12 protein-coding genes, 1 tRNA gene and 2 pseudogenes are annotated in these 16,933 nt (G+C 76.1%); 6 read left to right on the top strand and 9 right to left on the bottom strand.

Features of this window, described 5'->3' with window-relative positions; all coding sequences use genetic code 11:
- Window positions 1-127: 127 nt before the first annotated feature.
- Window positions 128-502: pseudogene (locus tag PH190_RS30850) on the top strand (ester cyclase); the annotation flags it as partial.
- 55 nt (window positions 503-557) lie between these two features.
- Here PH190_RS30850 and PH190_RS18815 read toward each other — a convergent pair.
- The 7 genes from PH190_RS18815 to PH190_RS18785 all read right to left on the bottom strand — a co-directional run bounded on the left by PH190_RS18815 (window position 558) and on the right by PH190_RS18785 (window position 10,578).
- On the bottom strand, window positions 558-2,006 hold the full coding sequence (locus PH190_RS18815) for an HAD-IB family hydrolase (protein WP_274233065.1): 1,449 nt from the start codon (window positions 2,004-2,006) through the stop codon (window positions 558-560).
- Entirely contained in the window at window positions 1,993-4,383 is a 2,391-nt protein-coding gene (locus tag PH190_RS18810) for a glycerol-3-phosphate 1-O-acyltransferase (RefSeq protein WP_274233064.1), read from the bottom strand. The genes PH190_RS18815 and PH190_RS18810 overlap by 14 nt, the downstream gene beginning before the upstream one ends.
- A gap of 153 nt (window positions 4,384-4,536) precedes the next feature.
- On the bottom strand, window positions 4,537-5,562 hold the full coding sequence (locus tag PH190_RS18805; protein WP_274233063.1) for a glycoside hydrolase family 18 protein: 1,026 nt from the start codon (window positions 5,560-5,562) through the stop codon (window positions 4,537-4,539).
- 65 nt (window positions 5,563-5,627) lie between these two features.
- Window positions 5,628-6,938 carry a hypothetical protein gene (locus PH190_RS18800; protein WP_274233062.1) on the bottom strand — a complete coding sequence of 437 codons (1,311 nt, stop codon included), beginning with the start codon at window positions 6,936-6,938 and terminating at the stop codon, window positions 5,628-5,630.
- 184 nt (window positions 6,939-7,122) lie between these two features.
- Window positions 7,123-7,196: transfer RNA gene (locus tag PH190_RS18795), tRNA-Pro, on the bottom strand.
- Window positions 7,197-7,219: 23 nt separating this feature from the next.
- Window positions 7,220-8,206, bottom strand: coding sequence for a metallophosphoesterase (locus PH190_RS18790; RefSeq protein WP_274233061.1), 987 nt, complete (start codon window positions 8,204-8,206; stop codon window positions 7,220-7,222).
- Window positions 8,203-10,578, bottom strand: coding sequence for a transglycosylase domain-containing protein (locus PH190_RS18785; RefSeq protein ID WP_274233060.1), 2,376 nt, complete (start codon window positions 10,576-10,578; stop codon window positions 8,203-8,205). The genes PH190_RS18790 and PH190_RS18785 overlap by 4 nt, the downstream gene beginning before the upstream one ends.
- 258 nt (window positions 10,579-10,836) lie before the next feature.
- On the opposite strand from PH190_RS18785, the pseudogene PH190_RS18780 reads away from it, so the two are divergent.
- Window positions 10,837-11,112, top strand: a pseudogene (locus tag PH190_RS18780) (WhiB family transcriptional regulator); the annotation flags it as partial.
- A gap of 188 nt (window positions 11,113-11,300) precedes the next feature.
- Here the strand turns inward: PH190_RS18780 and bagB are convergent.
- Window positions 11,301-12,449, bottom strand: coding sequence for an ATPase BagB (bagB, locus tag PH190_RS18775; RefSeq protein ID WP_274233059.1), 1,149 nt, complete (start codon window positions 12,447-12,449; stop codon window positions 11,301-11,303).
- Window positions 12,449-13,465 (bottom strand): ATPase BagA, encoded by a 1,017-nt coding sequence (gene bagA / locus PH190_RS18770; protein WP_274233058.1) that lies wholly within the window; start codon window positions 13,463-13,465, stop codon window positions 12,449-12,451. The genes bagB and bagA overlap by 1 nt, the downstream gene beginning before the upstream one ends.
- 95 nt (window positions 13,466-13,560) lie before the next feature.
- Here bagA and PH190_RS18765 point away from each other — a divergent pair, with 95 nt between their 5' ends.
- From PH190_RS18765 to PH190_RS18750, 4 genes are all read left to right on the top strand, one after another.
- Entirely contained in the window at window positions 13,561-13,728 is a 168-nt protein-coding gene (locus PH190_RS18765; RefSeq protein ID WP_274201030.1) for a Sp36 family protein, read from the top strand.
- Window positions 13,725-14,186 (top strand): RidA family protein, encoded by a 462-nt coding sequence (locus tag PH190_RS18760; protein ID WP_274233057.1) that lies wholly within the window; start codon window positions 13,725-13,727, stop codon window positions 14,184-14,186. Before PH190_RS18765 ends, PH190_RS18760 begins: the two co-directional genes overlap by 4 nt.
- 152 nt (window positions 14,187-14,338) lie before the next feature.
- On the top strand, window positions 14,339-14,950 hold the full coding sequence (locus tag PH190_RS18755) for a hypothetical protein (RefSeq protein ID WP_274233056.1): 612 nt from the start codon (window positions 14,339-14,341) through the stop codon (window positions 14,948-14,950).
- Window positions 14,943-16,933 (top strand): hypothetical protein (locus tag PH190_RS18750; RefSeq protein ID WP_274233055.1); only part of this gene is annotated, 1,991 nt, incomplete at its 3' end. The genes PH190_RS18755 and PH190_RS18750, both read left to right, overlap by 8 nt.

Below are 16,933 nucleotides of genomic sequence, written 5' to 3'. Positions count from 1 at the left end.
GCCGGGTGACGGCAGCGGTGCCCTGCGCGCTCGATCTTCGGCTGCCCGGGTGGTCGGTGTTGTCCGTTCCTGCCGGACGCTCGCACACTGCGTGACCCACACACGTCCACGTCGATCGGGGTCGACGATGCCGGATCAGGGCAAGTTCTTCGCACAGTTCGGTGAGGTCTGGGAGACCGGTCGCGTCGAGGAGGTGGACGACCTCCTCCCCGCCGACATCCGTTACCACCTCGCCGGCTTCCCGGACATGGACCGGGAAGCGCTGAAGGGGTTCATGGCCGGGTTCTGCCGGTCGTTCCCGGACTTCTCGCTCCGCATCGAGGAGACCCTCGTCGACGGCGACCGCAGCGCCCACCGGTGGACCTGCACGGCGACGTTCACCGGCGAGGGCGGCCTCCTGCCCGGCGCTCCGACGGGCAACGCCACCGAGGCGTCCGGCAGTCACGTCGTCCACTGGGAGGGCGAGCGCCCGGTCGAGATCTGGCACTTCGGCGACTGGCTCGGCTGGCTCCAGCGCGCCGGCGTCATGCCGCGATCGGCTGAGGGCGTCGGTCCGGCTACTCGCCGGGCCAGTGCGCGAGGGTGTGCAGGTACTGCTGGCGCACGCCCTCGATGCGCTCGTCGAGGTCCTCGCGCGTCCAGTCGGACACGTCGACCGGCGGCAGCACCGCGACCTGGACGACGCCCGGGTGGATGATCATCGCGTTGCGGCTCATGAGCGCGCCGGTGTTGCGGAAGACGAGCGGGACGATCGGCACCCCGGCCTGCATCGCCAGGTGGAACGCGCCCTTCTTGAACCGGCCCGGCGTCGGGGTGGGCGAGCGGGTGCCCTCGGGGGCGATGACGATCGAGGTGCCCTCGCGCAGGCGCTCGACGGCCGGCTCCAGGGCCTTGCGGGCCTGGGCGTTGTCGGCGCGGTCGATGAACGCCGTCTCGAGCAGGCGCATGAGCCCGCCGAAGAGCACGTCGTTGGCGAGCTCCTTCTTCGCCACCGGCGCGAAGTTGCCGCGCAGCAGCCCGCCGAGCACGAGGACGTCGAGCTGGCTCTGGTGGTTGAACAGGAAGACCGCCGGCTGGGACTCCCAGATGTGGCGCGCCCCGTACACGTCGAGCGAGACCCCGGAGGCCATGAGCGAGAGGTCGCCGCCCAGGCCGATGCCGAGGTTGAGCCCGGCGCGCCGTGACCCGCCGAGCAGCCCGAGCCCCAGGCCGGTGGCGAAGCCGCCCATCATCCCGGCGAACGTGGCCGCGGTGCGGGCGACCTCGACCGGCGTCGTCCAGGGCCGCCCGGTGAAGTCGACGACCGGCCAGGCGCGCTCGGCCGCGGCGCCTCGCAGGCCCGCGCTCGGGTTGACCGCGGCCGGGTGGGCGACGGTCGCGAGGAACGGCACGTCCTCGCCGCCGTTGGAGTAGGCGAAGCTCGCGTCGAGGTCGACGTCGTGCGCGGCGGCGAACTCCTTGACCGCGGCGGCCTTGCCCTCGCCGTAGGGGGAGCGGCCGTCGGGGCGCCCGGTGAGCGTCCCGTCCTCGCCGATCTCGACGGCCGTGTAGATCGTGTGGTCGACGCCGAGCGCCTTGGCGGCCGGCTCGACCTGGAAGCGCGTCGCCGAGCTGGCGAGCACGACCGTGTGGCCCTTCTCCAGGTGCGCCCGGATCAGCCGCCACGACTCGGGGTAGACGCTCGGGCCGATCTCGTCGCGGAAGAGCTTGTTGCCGATCTTCTCGAGCTCCTCGGGCGTGCGGCCCGCCCACGTGCGCAGGGTGATGCCGAGGAACTTGCGGAAGTCCTCCTCGTCGTTCAGCCCCTGCCAGCCGTTGGCGAGCGTGCCGAGGGTGGTGCGCGGGTGCAGGTCGAGGTGCCGGATGTGGTGGCGGATGAACGCCGTCACCGAGTAGCCGGCGATCACCGTGCCGTCGAAGTCGAAGAACGCGCCTACCTCGGGCCCGTCGGGCGCGGCGTCGACCGCGTCCATCAGGTCCTGGAAGCGGTGGTCAGGGTCGGACACCCGCGGACTCCTGTCGGTTCGTCGCGTCGGTCTCGTCGATGGCCACGACCCGCTCCACCACCCCGCGGACCTCGGCGGCGAACGCGCGACGCCGGGTCGCGAGGTCGGGCCCGCCGTCGCCCGGCGAGGAGTTCGGGGCGAGCAGGCCACGGTTGGCGGCCAGCCGGATCGCCGACGCGAAGAGCTCCCGCGACAGCGACTCGGGCCCGTGCAGCTTGCCCTGCAACAGCAGCTGCTGCCCGACGGCGGCGCAGCGGCCGAGCAGCGCGTCCTGGTCGACGGGGGTGTCCGGGTCGTGCTCGGCGAGACGCTCGGCCACCACCCACTGCGCGTCGACGAACGAGCGCAGCACGCGGTGCGCGCACAGGAACCGGCTCTGGCGCAGCATCTTGCGGGTGCGGGCGATGTCGCCGTCGTCGGAGCGCCAGTCGGGGTCGATGAGCGTGAGCTCGTCGGCCAGCTCGCGGCGGAAGGTCTCCTTGTCGGGGAAGAAGAACTCGTACTTGAGCAGGTCGCGCAGGTCGAGCGCGGCCTGGAAGCCCTTGGCCAGCGCCTCGCGTCCCGTGAGGTCACCGACCTCGAGGATCGCGAGCTCGACGATCGCGCGGTTGACGAAGTGGTGGATCGCCGAGTTGCGGTAGAACGCCGCGACGATGTGGTGCCCGCTCTCCACCGAGAACACCGGCTCGGAGCCCTCGGTGTAGGCGCTGACGACCTTCTCGCGCCGCAGCGAGAGCAGGGCCTCGGCGACGCCGCCGTTGGTGCGCAGCGACGCGATGCCGGTGTGGGGCAGCCGGCGGGCGTCGACGTAGTCGAGCACCGGCTCCACGACGCGGCGGACCTGCGAGAGCGTCAGCGCGCGGTCGCGCACCCCGAGCAGCGCCAGCGCGGCGAGGGCGATCGGCGTCACCGGCGTGACCCGGTTGATGCGCACGAACACCTCGAACGCCGTCTTCTGCAGCGCGAGCCGGCGGGCCGCCGAGTCCTCGGCGTCCTCGGCGCACTCGCCCCCCTCCTCGGTGGCGCGCCGGGCGTCGAGCGCGGGGTCGTTGGCGGCGGTCAGCGCGGACCGCAGCGACAGCGGCTCGCCGAAGCTCACGTGCACCCCGCCGACCGGCCGGCGCTGCGCGCGGGCGTAGCCGGCGAGCCACCGCAGGCCCTCGGGCGTCTTGTCGGCGCCGGTCTGCTCGGCCGCCATCTGGTGCACTTCCTGCAGCTGGTCGTGGATGATCGACACCGGGACGAGGTAGACGTCCTCGGTGCGACGCGTCTCCACGGCACTGGCCACGTCGGAGAGCAGCCCGTACTTCGGCGGGCGCAGCTTGCCGGTGCGGGTGCGCCCGCCCTCCATGTACCACTCGAGGTTGAAGCGCTTGGCGCACAGCCACGAGAAGTACTCGCGCACGACGGCCTTGTAGACCGGGTCGCCCCCGAAGCTGCGGCGGATGAAGATGATGCCGCTGCGGCGGGCGAGCTGCTCGAGCCCGAAGATCCGCAGGTTGTCGCCGCCCAGCACGTGGTTGCGCGGGAAGTCGTTGCTGCGCAGCACGTCGGCCAGCACGAACGGGTCGGTGTACGAGCGGTGCGAGGGCAGGAACACCAGCGCGTGCTCGGCGTTCAGCTCGCGCAGCGGCTCCAGCCCCGCGGTGTCGGCGTGCACCGTCCACGCCTTCTGGTGCATGGGCCGCAGGACGCCCGAGAAGAGGTCGACGGCCGCGGGGTCGAGCGAGGCGACGATGCTCTCGAGATCGGCGGCCGCCTCGGTGGCCACCTCGTCCTCGGGCCGTCCCGTCGACGCCGCCAGCCGCCGGATCTCCTGGCTGAAGTGCGCCGACCCGACGATCTGCCCGGCGACCTCGCGCGGCACCTTGAACCGGTTGCCCGTGAGCGCGCGCTCGGCACGGTCGAGCGCGAGCGTCGCCTGGCGGGCCACGAAGCGCACGAAGTCCGCGGTGTCGGTGGCGGGACGCTCGCGGTGGTGGCGGCGCATGAGCTCGCGGACGGTGGCCGGACGGCCGACGACCACGCGGTGCTGGGGCGGTGTCCGGCGCGCGGCGCGGGCGCGCGAGCGCAGGGCCCAGCCGCGGGTGAGGACGTCGACGAGCCGCAGCACGGTGCGGTCGGGCTCCGGGTCGTTCGACCACACGACGCGCACGGGGACGAGCAGCGGGTTGTCGCCGCGGGTCAGCCGGCCGGCGAGCTGCTGGCCCTCGGCCGGCAGCACCTCGATGCCCCGGTTGCGCGCGACGTCGTGGCGGATCGCGGCGAGCCAGCGGTCGACCAGGCGGCGCTCGGTGCTCGACGGGGCGTCGACGAGGACGACCAGCGGCCGGTCACCCGAGTCCGGGAGCCTCGCCAGATCGTTCTGCGTGCTCAACGCCCACCCCTCGCGACCCCGTGCCGCGGTGACGTCGCGGCTCCGTGCTGCCCCGGACCCTACCCGGTGGCACGGCCCGCGGACCCCCGGTGAGCGGCGCCCCCGGGTCCGGTCACGGATGCCCGGTGCGCCGGCCGACCACGGCCCGGGAGGTCAGCGCGGGGCGGTGAAGCCCTGGGCGATCCGCGTGAACGCCCAGGGCTCCTGCTCGATACCGCTGCAGTCGTCGGCCTCGTCCTCGGTGCCGGGGCACGAGCCGTTGTCCCGGGCGAGCGACCAGAAGCCGACGCCGCCGTAGCCGTTGCCCCGGGCGTCGTCGACGACCGCGCGGGCGTCGTCGGGCGTCGTGGTCATGTCCATGTCGTTGCGGCCGATCATGACGGTGACGCCGACGCGGCGGCGGACGTCCGCGGGCTCGCTCCCCGGCCACATCGCCTCGAGCTGGCCCACCGCGGTGCGCGTCGCGCCGATCATCGCGTCGGCCCAGCCACCGTCGTACGAGAAGTTCATGACCATGAGGTTCACGCGCGCCGCCACGCCGGCCGCGGTGGCGTCCTCCACGAGCCGGCGGGCGTCCGCGGACAGGCCCTCGGCGACGCCGTCGACCTGCACGGTCAGCGTGACCCGCGTGCCGCGCTCGTGCTGGAGCAGCGCGAGCGCCTCGGCGATCCGGCGCGTCGACACCTCGCGCCCGGTGTCGGTCTCGACGTCGACGTCGAGGTGGTCGGCGCCGACCGCGTCGAGCGCGCCCGCGTAGGCGTTCGCCAGCGAGCGGGCGTCGGGGCAGGCGGTCTCGAGGTAGTCGCCGAGCGCGCCGCCCGACGACACGGTCATCCGCCCGCCGTGCGCCCGGAGCCCGGCCACGCGCGCCGCGATCGCGGGGTCGGTGAGCGGTGTGGTGCCGCCCCAGGTCGGCGTGCAGGAGTCCTCGGCGCCGGCCAGGACGAAGGCGAGCACCACGTCGGCGTGGCCGGTGGCGTCGGCCATGTCGGTCATCGCCGGCAGGGGCGGGGTCGTCAGGTCGACGTAGGGCGCGAACGCCACGTCGGGCAGCGGTCCGGCAGGGGCTGCGACGCCGGGGCGCGCGGGTGCGGCCGGGGCGCGCGTGCCCGCGACGTCGGTGAGCGCCGACTCGTGGACGGGCGTCTCCCCGGTGACCACGGGTGCGGTGACGAGCACCGCGACCAGCGCGGCGACCAGGACGGCGCCCGGCGACGGTCGTGCCGCGCGGCGCCGCCGGCGGCTCAGGTGTCCGCGGCGTCGTCGTCGGCGCCGCCGTCGGTCTGGTTCTGCGGGCCCTGGAGCTCGTCCTGCGGGGCCTGCTGGGCCGGCGGGACGGCCTGGGCGCGGGGGGCCGGGGCCACCGGCTCGGCGGGCTCGACGACCTGGCGAGGGACCGCACGCGGCGCCCGGGCGGTGGTCGAGCGCGGCGTGCTGCGGGTGGTGGCCCGCGCGGAGCGCTTCGTCGTGGTGGTCGGCGCGACCTCGGCGACGTTGCGCGCGTCGACCGTCGGCGGGACCGCGACGGGCGGCGGGAGTGCGGCCGTCGGGGCGGGCAGCAGGGTCGGCGCGGCGGTCGGCCCGACCGGGCCCGCGACCGCGCCCACCGCGACCACGCCGACGTAGGACGCGCAGACCGCCGTCGCCGCGATCGCCACGGTCCGGAAGCGCCGCGCCCGGCGACCCGTGCCGTCGGCGAAGACGGGGGTGGCGGGGGCTTCCGGGGCGACCGCCGTGGCGCTGGTGCGGGACGACTCGCGCCGCAGCGTGGTCGACGAGCGGGCGGCGATCTCGGCGGGGTCCGAGCGCCGGGCGGCCGGGCGGCGGGCGGGCGCCGCCGGGGACGCGGTGGTGCCGGTCGGGGTGACGCTCGTGGCGCCGGCGGGGGTGATGCTCGTGGCGACCGTCCCGGTGGCGCTCGTGGTGACGCTCGGCGTGACGACACCTGTCGGGGCGGCGGCGCTCCTCACCGGCGGGCGCATCGGCGTCACCGACGTCGCGGTCATCGGGGGCGCGGACGTGGTCGGGGCCGCGGACTGGGCGGGCTGGACCGGGGCGGGTCGCGGCGTCTCGCGGGGCACCGGGGCCGCGTGGCGGGTGGTCGCGGGTGCGGGGCCCTGCGGCGGCACGGGGCCGGCGGGCCGGACGGGGGCGAGGTCCGGGAACGAGGGGTGCTCGCCGCCGCGCGGGGCCGGACGCGGCGCGGGGGGCGCCGACGGCCCCGACGCCGAGCGGGGCGCGGGCACGATCTCCGGGGTGTCGGCGTGCCAGGACCGGGCGGGCGGGGCCGGCGTCGCGGACAGGATGTCGGCGAGCCGCGGCGTCCGGCGCCCGTCCTCGGGGCGCACACCGGGGCCCGGCACCGCCCGCAGGTGCGGAAAGGACTCCTCGCCGGCACCGCCGAGCCCAGCCGGCGCCGGGCGCGTGTGCCGTCCGCCGGGCAGCGGAGCCACGGGCGCGTGGACCTCGTCGCCCGGTCCGGCGTCGCGGTGCAGCGGCGTCACCGGCGCGGCGTGCCGGCCGGCGGGCGGTCCCGGTGCCCGTCCGTGTCGCATGGTGTCCCCGATCCGTGTGAGAGCCCCCCGACAGGGTGATCCGTGAGGGGCATCGTCGGTCGACATCGTGTCGTTACCGGACGGAGACCGCCAAGTGTTGGAGCGGATGAGGGACGCCACGTCACTGCTCCGGAACGACGAAAGCCCCCATCCGCTCGGCGGATGAGGGCTGTCGTGCTGCGTGTCGGGGTGGCGGGATTCGAACCCACGGCCTCCTCGTCCCGAACGAGGCGCGCTACCAAGCTGCGCCACACCCCGGAGGCGATCGCGCAGGGACGACTCTACCCGTCCGCCCTCGAGCGAGCTGACGGGGGCCGCCCCTCCCGGTCGTGGACGGCGGCGCCGACCGCACCGCGCGCGGCGGGCCGCGGCACGAGCTCGAGCAGCGTCGCCTCGGGCCGGCACGAGAAGCGGGCGGGCGCGTACGGCGAGGTGCCCAGACCGGCCGAGACGTGCAGCCTCATGTGCGACCCCCACCGCGACGCCCCGCGGGCCCGCGAGCGGTCGATGCCGCAGTTGGTGACGAGCGCTCCGTACCCGGGCAGGCGCAGCTGGCCGCCGTGGGTGTGGCCGGCGAGCACGAGGTCGTAGCCGTCGGCGGCGAACGCGTCGAGCACCCGCGGCTCGGGGGAGTGGGTGAGCCCGAGGCGCAGGTCGCAGGGCTCGTCGACGGGCCCGGCGATGCGGTCGTGGTCGTCGCGGCCGATGTGGGGGTCGTCGACGCCGGCGACGGCGATGCGCACCCCGGCGACGGTCAGCGTGTGCCGGGTGTGGGTCGCGTCGAGCCACCCACGCTCGAGCATCGCGGCGCGCAGGTCACGCCACGGCAGCTCCGGGCCGAGGATCCGGTGCTGCGGGCGGAACAGGTAGTCGGCCGGGTTCTTCGGCTTCGGCCCGTGGTAGTCGTTGCTGCCCCACACGACGACGCCGGGCCGGTCGAGCAGGGTGCCCAGCGCTCGCAGCACCTCCGGCACGGCGCGCGGGTGCGACAGGTTGTCGCCGGTGTCGACCACCAGGTCCGGCTCGAGCGCCGCCAGGCCCTCGACGAACCGTCGCTCGAGGCGCTGCCCCGGGCGCAGGTGCAGGTCGGAGAGGTGGAGCACGCGCAGGCTGCGGCCGGCGGCGGTCCCGGGGTCGAGGACCTCGAGCCGGGCCCGGCGCAGCGCGAACCACTGCCGCTCGACGCCGACGGCGTAGCCGAGCCCGAGGGCGCCGGCCGCGGTCAGGCCGGCACCGGCGCGCAGGAGCGTCCCGCCGAGGCCGCTCATCCGCCGGCCCCCGGTGCGGCGCCGGCCAGCGGCGGCGGGCCGCTCGGCGGCGACGGCGCCGCCGGCACTCGGCCGTCGGAGACCTGCAGCGTCACGACCTGGTCGGGCAGCACCGAGCCCCGCGGGTTCTGGCCGACGACCGTGCCGACGGGCGCGCGGTTGCCCACGGGCACCTGCTGCACCTGGAAGCCCGCGTCCCGCAGCTCCTCGGTGGCCTCGTCGGCCTGGTCGCCGATGACCTCGGGGACCTGCTCGTTCGACCCGCCCTGCAGGTAGCGGGGCGTCGTCGGCGGCAGCGGCGCGACCGGCAGCGGCGCGAAGATCGGGTTCATCGCCTTGAACCACGTCCGGGCCGGCGTGGTGCCGCCGAAGAGGTTCCCGTCGCTGCACGGGAACGGCGGGTTCTCACCGCCGCCGTCGCACAGCGTCCGGGGCGAGGACGAGTCGTCGAACGTGATGACCGCGCCCGAGTACTGCGGGTTGAAGCCGAGGAAGGCCGCCGACCGGTTGTTCTGGGTCGTGCCGGTCTTGCCCGACAGGGGCCGGTTCCAGCCGTTGGCCGCGGCGGCGGCCGCCGCGGTCCCGCCCGGCTGGTCGTCCTTGCTCAGCCCGGTCATCAGCGTGTCGGCCAGGGCCGGGTCGACGACCTGCTCGCACGGCTGCTCGGCGACGGGCACCGGCGCGCCGGACGCCTCGGTGATCGACTCGATGGGGCTCGGCGGGCACCACGTGCCGTGGGAGGCCAGCGTGGCCCCGACGTTGGCGAGCTCCAGCGGGCTGGTCGGCGTGACACCGAGGGTGAACGAGCCCTGGTTCTGCTCGCGGGCGGTGTCGGCGATGGACTCGCCGCTCGGCCCCGGGTCGGCGAGCGAGCGCAGGCCGAGCTTGACCGCCATGTCGACGACCGGGGGCACGCCCGTGGTCTCCATGAGCTTGACGAAGCCGGTGTTCGGCGACTGCGCCAGCGCGTCGGTCATGGACAGGAAGGGCGCGAGCCCCTCCTCCGCGTTGCGCACCGGGAACGGGCGACCGGAGCCGTCGCGGTAGATCGGCGACGCGTAGCCGTCCGGCGGGATCGGCATGTTGTAGTTGATGCCGAGTCCCTCCTCGAGGGCCGCGGCCGCCGTGAAGATCTTGTAGGTCGAGCCGGCGCCGAGGTTCACCGGCTCCCACGGCAGCCCGTAGCTCGTCTGCAACGCGTCACCGTTCACGCCGAAGACGCGGCTGGCGCCCATGGCGACCACGCGGTGTCGGTCCTGCCCGGGTGCCACGGTCGCCATGACGTCGGCGACGTTGCGCTGCTGGGCGGGCACCTCGTCGTTCAGCGCCTGCTGCATCGCGTTCATGGCGTTGCGGTCGAGCGTGGTGCGGATCGTGTAGCTGCCGCGGTCGAGCTGCTCGGCCGAGATGCCGGACTCACCGAGGTAGTCGACGACGTACTTGCAGAAGAACGCGGCGTTGCCGGCGCCGATGCAGCCGTTCGACGGCGTGGCCAGCGGCTCGACGATGCCGAGGGGCGACGCGACGGCCTCCTGCGCCTGCTGCTGGGTGATCATGCCCTGGCCCAGCATCTGGTTGATGACCTCGTTGCGCCGGCCGGTGGCGGCCTGCGGGTGGCGGGTCGGGTCGAACTGGGTGGTCGACTGCACCATCCCGGCGAGCATCGCGGCCTGCGGGATCGTCAGGCGGTCGGGCGTGGTGTTGAAGTAGGTGCGCGCGGCGGCGGCGACGCCGTACGAGTTGTTGCCCAGGAAGACGATGTTGAGGTAGCGCTCGAGCACCTCGTCCTTGGCCTCGCGCTTGCTGCGCCCGGAGGCGAGCTCGCGCTCGAGCTGCAGGGCCACCCGGACCTCGCGCAGCTTGCGGGCGTAGGTCGGCTCGGTGGCCTCCAGCCGCTCCGACTCGGTCTGCGCCGTGACGTAGAGCTGGTAGTTCTTGATGTACTGCTGGGTCAGCGTCGAGGCGCCCTGCTGGGTGGAGCCGGCGGTCTGGTTGGTCACCAGCGCGCGCAGCGTGCCGGTCCAGTCGACGCCGTCGTGCTCGTAGAACCGGCGGTCCTCGATGGCGACGATCGCGCCGCGCATCGCCGGCGACATCTGCTCCAGCGGGACCGGCGTGCGGTTCTGCTCGTACAGGTAGGCGATCGGGGCGCCCTGGTTGTCCTGGACGGTGGTGACGCCGGGCAGCTGGCCCGCCGCGAGGTCCGACGACGTCGCGTTCACGGTGTCGCTGGCGTCGTTCGAGAGCAGGCCGACGCCGCCCACGAACGGGAACGCCATCCCCGCCACGATCACCCCGGCGACCAGGCAGATCGCCAGGAGCTTGGTGATCGGTCGCACCTTCGTCCCGATGTCCCGTCCACCCCGCGCCACGGCGACGAGGGTACGCGGCCGGGCGTGAGCGGCCCGTCGGCGCGTGCCGGGTCGAGCACAGATCGTCAGAGATCCTTCCGATCCCGTTGTGGGTGGAACCGTCCGCTCCTACGCTGCGTCAGACCCCAGTGACGGGCAGGACGCGCCCGGGGACCGATCCGGCGCGCGCACGTGGACCCACCTGCGGGGAGGTGTGTCCACGGACGAGGGGCCCGCACGGGGAACAGAGGGTGGGGACACGACGTGACAGGTGAGTCGATGCCGGCGAGCGCGGCGACCTCGATCGACTGGCGGCACTCCGCACGCTGCCGCGACGAGGATCCCGAGACGCTCTTCGTCCAGGGCGCCCAGCAGCGCGACGCCCGCGAGGTGTGCACGGCCTGCCCGGTGCGCACGGAGTGCCTGGCCCACGCGCTCGACAACCGCATCCGCTTCGGCGTCTGGGGCGGCATGACCGAGCGCGAGCGGCGCGCGCTGCTCAAGCGCCGCCCGGACGTCATCTCCTGGGCGGCGCTGCTCGAGTCGGCGCGCCGCGCGGCGGCCGCGAGCCCGCCGGCCAACCCGCAGGCCCCCGCCCGCCCGCGTCGCACGGCCCGCCCGGCCGCGGTGGAGGCGCCGCGCACGGCCGGGGCTGCCGAGGGCGGCGACCAGCGGGACGTGGGCTGACGGACCGAGCGTGGGCCCGGTCGCCGCGGGGGCGACCGGGCCGTCGCCCAGGAGGCTCAGGAGGCCAGTCGGCGACCGATCTCGCGCAGGCCCGCGAGGTCGTGCACGTCGGTGGCCATGGCGGGCACGTCGACGATCGGCACCGTCGGGTGCGCGCGGGTGAAGCGGCCCAGCACGCGACGCTCCCGCTCGGCGGTCTCGACGCGGTCGGCGTGCAGGCGCAGCACCGCGGCGGCGAGCGCGTCCCCGCGCGAGGCCTCGAGGGTCTCGGCGCCCTCGCGCGCCCGCGCCCCGGAGAGGGTCGCGTGCACGGGGTGGGTGCGGTTGAGCACCAGGCCCGCCAGCGGCATCTTCTCCGCCGAGAGGCGCTCGACGAAGTAGCTCGCCTCGCGCAGGGCGTCGGGCTCGGGGGCCGCGACGACGACGAACGCGGTGCCCGGGGCGCGCAGCAGCTGGTAGGTCGTGTTCGCGCGCTCCTGGAACCCGCCGAAGAGCGTGTCGAAGGCCTGCACGAACGCCGAGGCGTCGGCGAGCATCTGCCCGCCGAGGATCGTCGACACGGCCTTGGCGAACAGGTTGAACGTCGAGCCCACGAGCTTGCGGAAGGCGTTGCCGCCGGCGCGGGCGGGCGCCGAGAGCAGCCGGATCATGCGCCCGTCGAGGAACGACGAGAGCCGCTGCGGGGCGTCGAGGAAGTCCAGCGCCGAGCGCGACGGCGGGGTGTCGACGACGACGAGGTCCCAGGTGCCGGTGGCCGTCAGCTGGCCCAGCTTCTCCATCGCCATGTACTCCTGCGTCCCGGAGAACGAGGTGGAGATGGTCTGGTAGAAGGGGTTGTCGAAGATCACCTGCGCGCGCTCGGGCGTCGTGTGGCCCGCGACCATCTCGTCGAAGGTCCGGCGCATGTCGAGCATCATCGCCTGGAGCTCGCCGTCCCCCGAGCCCGGCGGCAGCGCGCCCGGCACGGTGCGCGGCTCGTTGTCGAGCTCCTCGAGCCCCAGCGACTGGGCGAGGCGCCGCGCCGGGTCGATGGTCAGCACGACGACGCGCCGGCCCTGCTCGGCGGCGCGCAGCGCGAGCGACGCGGCGGTGGTGGTCTTGCCGACCCCGCCCGAGCCGCAGCACACGAGCACCCGCGTGGAGCGGTCGGTGAGCAGCTCGTCGAGGTCGAGGTGGCGGGGACGTCCCGGACGCTGGTCGGCCATCACCGCACCCCCTGCTCGCGCAGCAGCTCGGCGAGCTCGTAGATCCCGCCCAGGTCCACGCCCTCGGTGAGCTCGGGCAGCTCCAGCTGCGGGAGCCCGGCGGCGTCGAGCCGCGAGCGCACCGCGGCCTCGACCTGCACCCGCTCGGCGTGCTCGACCGTCTCCGACACCAGCCCGTCCACCTCCTCGTCCTTGAGGAACAGCCCCGCGGCCTCGAGCCCGGAGCGCAGGCCGGCGCCGAGCCCCGCGCCGGTGGCCGCCCCGGTGAGCGCCGTGGCCGGCAGGCGCGAGGGGCGGACGCGGTTGACCAGCACGCCGCCCATCGGCAGCCCGGCCTCCCGGATCTCGTCGACGGTGTCGAGGGTCTCCTGCACGGGCAGGTCCTCGAGCTGGGTGACGAGGTGCACCACCGTCTGCGACGAGTGCAGCAGCTCCACGACGCCCTCGCTCTGCGAGTGGATCGGGCCGGTGCGCGCCAGCGAGCCCATCGCCTTGGTGACGTCGAGGAACTTCACGACACGGCCGGTGGGCGGCGCGTCCAGCACGACGGCGTCGTAGAGCGGCACCCGGCGGCCGCCGCGGCGGTCCTCGCCGACGGTGCGGCCCACGCACTCCTTGACCTTGCCGGTGAGCAGGACGTCGCGCAGACCCGGCGCGAGCGTGGTCGCGAACTCGATCGCGCCCATCCGCCGCAGGGTCCGACCGGCGAGGCCGAGGTTGTAGAACATCTCGAGGTACTCGAGCAGGGCCGCCTCGGCGTCCACGGACAGCCCGCGGACCTCGCCGCCGTCGGGGGCGACGGCGATCCGCTGCTCGGCGTAGGGCAGGGGCGGGGTGTCGAAGACCTGGGCGATGCCCTGCCGGCCCTCGACCTCCACGAGCAGGGTCCGTCGCCCGCCCGCGGCGAGGGCCAGGGCCAGGGCCGCGGCCAGCGTCGTCTTGCCCGTGCCGCCCTTGCCGCTCACCACGTGCAGCCGGGCCTCGGCGAGGGCGGCGGGCCAGCGCTGATCGGTCACGGCGTCCAGCGTAGGCCGGGCGGTCGGGGGCCGCGGCCGGTGCGCACGGGGTCCGGGTCACAGCGGTGCCGGGGCCCTTCTCTACCCTCGCGGCCATGAGTGCCGAGGCCGTGAAGTGGGAGTACGCGACGGTGCCGTTGCTGACCCACGCCACCAAGCAGATCCTCGACCAGTGGGGTGAGGACGGCTGGGAGCTGGTCACCGTGCTGCCCGGCCCCACCGGTGAGCAGCACGTGGCCTACCTGAAGAAGCCGCGGGGATGAGCGACGGACCGCGGGAGCGGCTGGCGGCGCTGGGGCTCGAGCTCCCGCCCGTCGCCGCGCCCAAGGGCGTCTACGTCCCGGCGCGCCGCACCGGCGACCAGGTCTGGACGTCCGGCCAGCTGCCGTTCGTCGGCGGCGAGCTGCCGGCGACCGGGCTGGTCGGGGCCGAGGTCGACCCCGACGACGCGGCCGCCTACGCGCGGATCGCGGCGCTCAACGCGCTCGCCGCGGTGGACGCGCTGGTGGGGCTCGAGGCGGTGGCGTCGGTGGTCAAGGTCGTGGGCTTCGTCGCGTCGGCCCCCGGGTTCGGCGGTCAGCCCCAGGTGGTCAACGGCGCCTCGGAGCTGCTGGGGGCCGTGTTCGGCTCGGCGGGCGAGCACGCCCGCTCGGCGATCGGAGTGGCGGCGCTGCCGCTGAACGCCCCCGTCGAGGTTGAGGTCGTCGTCGACCTCACGTGAGCTGGGAGAAGACCCACCCGGCACCCCGGGCGGGCGAGCGGTGACGCCGCGGGCGGATCGGAGCACTGAGCGTGGAATCGAGGACCGGGACCGGATCCTGGACCCCCTCGTCCGGCGATGCCGAGCAGGCGTGTCACGACGTGCTGCTCGCCATGGCCGGGCGACTGCCGGACCGCCTGCTCTGGCGCCTGCGCGATTGGCTGTCCTGCGGCGCGCACGTGGCGCTGCGCACCGCGCTGCCCCGGGCCCTGCTGCGCCACCGCGTCGGCGTCACCGAGGACGAGCGCGCCCGCCTGCGCGCCGCGGTGCTCGCGTGGGGCGGGCCCGCCCGCCTCGTGGACGCGGTGCTGCACGTCGACGCGGTCGGCGAGCCGGGCGCGCCGTTCCTCGACCCCGGCGCCGGCCCGGGTTGGGACGACACCGACCTCGTGCTGCGGGCCCTCGCCCCGGTCACCGAGGGGGTCACCGCGATCCGCCGCGCCTGGCGCGCCGGTTCGGGCGCGCCGGTGCGCGTGGTGCTCGTCGCCGCCGACGGCGGTGCCGACCGGCCGACGCTCGCCGGCGCCGTGCAGCGCGCGCTGCGCGCCCGCGGCGAGGCCGACCCGTGCGTGGAGGTCCTCGGGCCGTCCGCCGGCCCGTCGCCGTACCACCGGGCCGCGCTGGCGGCCTCCGAGGTGCTCTGGCGCTCGGCCGAGGGGCGCGTGCCGTCGCCCACGCGCGCCGGGCAGGGCGCCCAGGCCGGGGAGCTGGTGGGCCATGGCTGAGCGGGACATGACCGGCGAGGACCGGCCGGACGTCGACCCCGCGCCCGGCCTTGCCCGCCGTCGCGCCGAGGACTCGCCGCGCATCGGCCGGCTCGGCTTCGGCGACCTGGGCGAGCTCCCCGACCTCGGCGGCCTCGCCGGCGGCGGCGGGGACCTCGCCAACCTCCCGCCCTGGTCGGTGCGCGACGAGCGCGCGGCGGGCGCCGACCGTCCCGACCGCGACCCCGTCGCCCTCGCCGCCTGGCGCCGCGTCGCCGAGCGCCGGCGGCTGCGCGCCTCGGGGGTCACCGCGGTGGGCGAGGCGACACCGGCGGACGGGACGCACGCGACCGACGTGCCGGGGCAGCCCGTGCCGGGCGAGCCCCGCGGGTCCGAGGAGACGGTGGTCGCGGACGCCGGGCCGGCCGAGACCGGGCGGGTGGAACCGGTCGAGCCGGAGGCCGGGCGGGTGGAACCGGTCGAGCCGGAGGCCGGGCGGGTGGCGTCGGTCGAGCCGGAGGAGCCCGAGAGGGTGCCCGACGCGGGCGACGCCGTGGACGCCGGGGACGAGGTGGAGGACGTCGTCCAGGTCGAGGGTGTGCTCGTGGTGGACGAGCCCGCGCCGGAGCCGGCGGTGTCGCACGACCCCGAGCCGACGCCCGAGCCGGAGCCGACGCCGGAGCCGGCCCCCGCGCCGGTCGACGCGCCGGCGGCCGGGCGCGACCCGGGCTCGGCCGACGAGGACGACCTCGCGCCGTGGTTCGGCTCCCGCGTCGTCGAGCCGGAGGCCCGGGACGCCGGCGGCGCTCCGGGGCGAGGGCCGCAGGGCGCTCCGAGCGCCCGCAGCGGGCTCGAATCGCGCCCCGGCACACCGAGCGAGGGCGGCAGCCGTCACGAGGTCCTGCTCTCGCTCGCCGGTCGCATCGACGACGACGCGCTGACCTCGGTACGCGAGCTCGTGGCCGTCGAGGACGAGGCCGCGGCGGCGGAGCTGCTCGGCGGCTGCCTGCTGGCCGCCGCCGCGGGCGTCACGGCGCGCGAGCACGCCGTGCTCGGCCGGTGGTTCGCCGCGTCGCGGGTCGACCCCGAGCTGGTCGACGCCCTGCCCCGCGACCCCGACGCCGACCGCCGCGAGGAGCACCGCTTCACCGCCGACCCGCCGCCCGGCGCCGGCGCGGGCGGGGCCGGCGAGGCCGTCGCCCGTGCCGCCGCCCGCCTGCCGGGGGTGCAGCGCGTGCGCCAGTGCTGGCGGACGACGCCGGCGGGCACCGCGCCCGGTCCGGTGCCGCACCGGGTGGTGCTGGTCGAGACCCACTCGCCCGACGACTGCGAGCACGTCGCCCACCACGTGGCCTACGCGGCGCGGGAGCACGGGGCCGTCTCGGTCGAGGTGTTCGCGGCCGGCGCCGAGCTGCCCGCGTACCACCGCGCCGCCGTGCGCGCGGCCCGTCCGCTCGGCACCCCCGAGGCCGGGACCGGCGGTTCCTCCGCCGTCGTCCGCCCGGCGGCTCCGGCGGCGGTGCGTCCCCGCCCGGTCGTGGACCACCGCCCCGAGGCCGCGCCGTGGCGTCGCCCCGCGGACGAGGTGCCGCCGTTCGGTGTGCCGCGCGACGGCGCCGACGAGCGCGTCGGCACCGTCACCGCGGGCGAGCCGGTCGAGGAGGAGTACCGGACGGTCGCGGCCGCGGGCACCGACCCGCTCGAGCGGGCCGACCGCACCGACCCGGCACCCGGGACCCGGCTGCCCCGCCACGAGGTCGACGCCCGCGAGCCGGTCCGGGACACGCCCGCCGAGCCGTCGGTGGACGCGGCCCGGGACGCCCTGCGCGAGCTGGCCCGGTCGATGCCGGCCGAGCCCGAGCCCGCTCCGCCGGCGGCGGGCGAGCCCCCCGGCGCGCCCGACCGGCCCGCCGCCGGTCCGCGCCCCGAGCAGCCCCGGCGGCCCGAGGCGCTCCGGCAGGTCCCGCGGGAGTCGGAGCGCGCGCCCGGGCCCGAGCTCGAGAC

This window comes from Actinomycetospora straminea, from assembly GCF_028737255.1.
Classification (GTDB): Bacteria; Actinomycetota; Actinomycetes; order Mycobacteriales; family Pseudonocardiaceae; genus Actinomycetospora; species Actinomycetospora straminea.
The sequence above is the reverse complement of the archived record's forward strand: the minus strand, read 5'-3'. Positions and strand labels throughout refer to the sequence as shown.

Bases quoted from the DNA above. Each gene is read 5' to 3' on its own strand.
- bagB (WP_274233059.1), bottom strand. From the start codon at position 12,449: ATGGCCGACCAGCGTCCGGGACGTCCCCGCCACCTCGACCTCGACGAG.
- PH190_RS18765 (WP_274201030.1), top strand. From the start codon at position 13,561: ATGAGTGCCGAGGCCGTGAAGTGGGAGTACGCGACGGTGCCGTTGCTG.
- PH190_RS18800 (WP_274233062.1), bottom strand. From the start codon at position 6,938: ATGCGACACGGACGGGCACCGGGACCGCCCGCCGGCCGGCACGCCGCG.
- PH190_RS18755 (WP_274233056.1), top strand. From the start codon at position 14,339: ATGGCCGGGCGACTGCCGGACCGCCTGCTCTGGCGCCTGCGCGATTGG.
- PH190_RS18760 (WP_274233057.1), top strand. From the start codon at position 13,725: ATGAGCGACGGACCGCGGGAGCGGCTGGCGGCGCTGGGGCTCGAGCTC.
- PH190_RS18790 (WP_274233061.1), bottom strand. From the start codon at position 8,206: ATGAGCGGCCTCGGCGGGACGCTCCTGCGCGCCGGTGCCGGCCTGACC.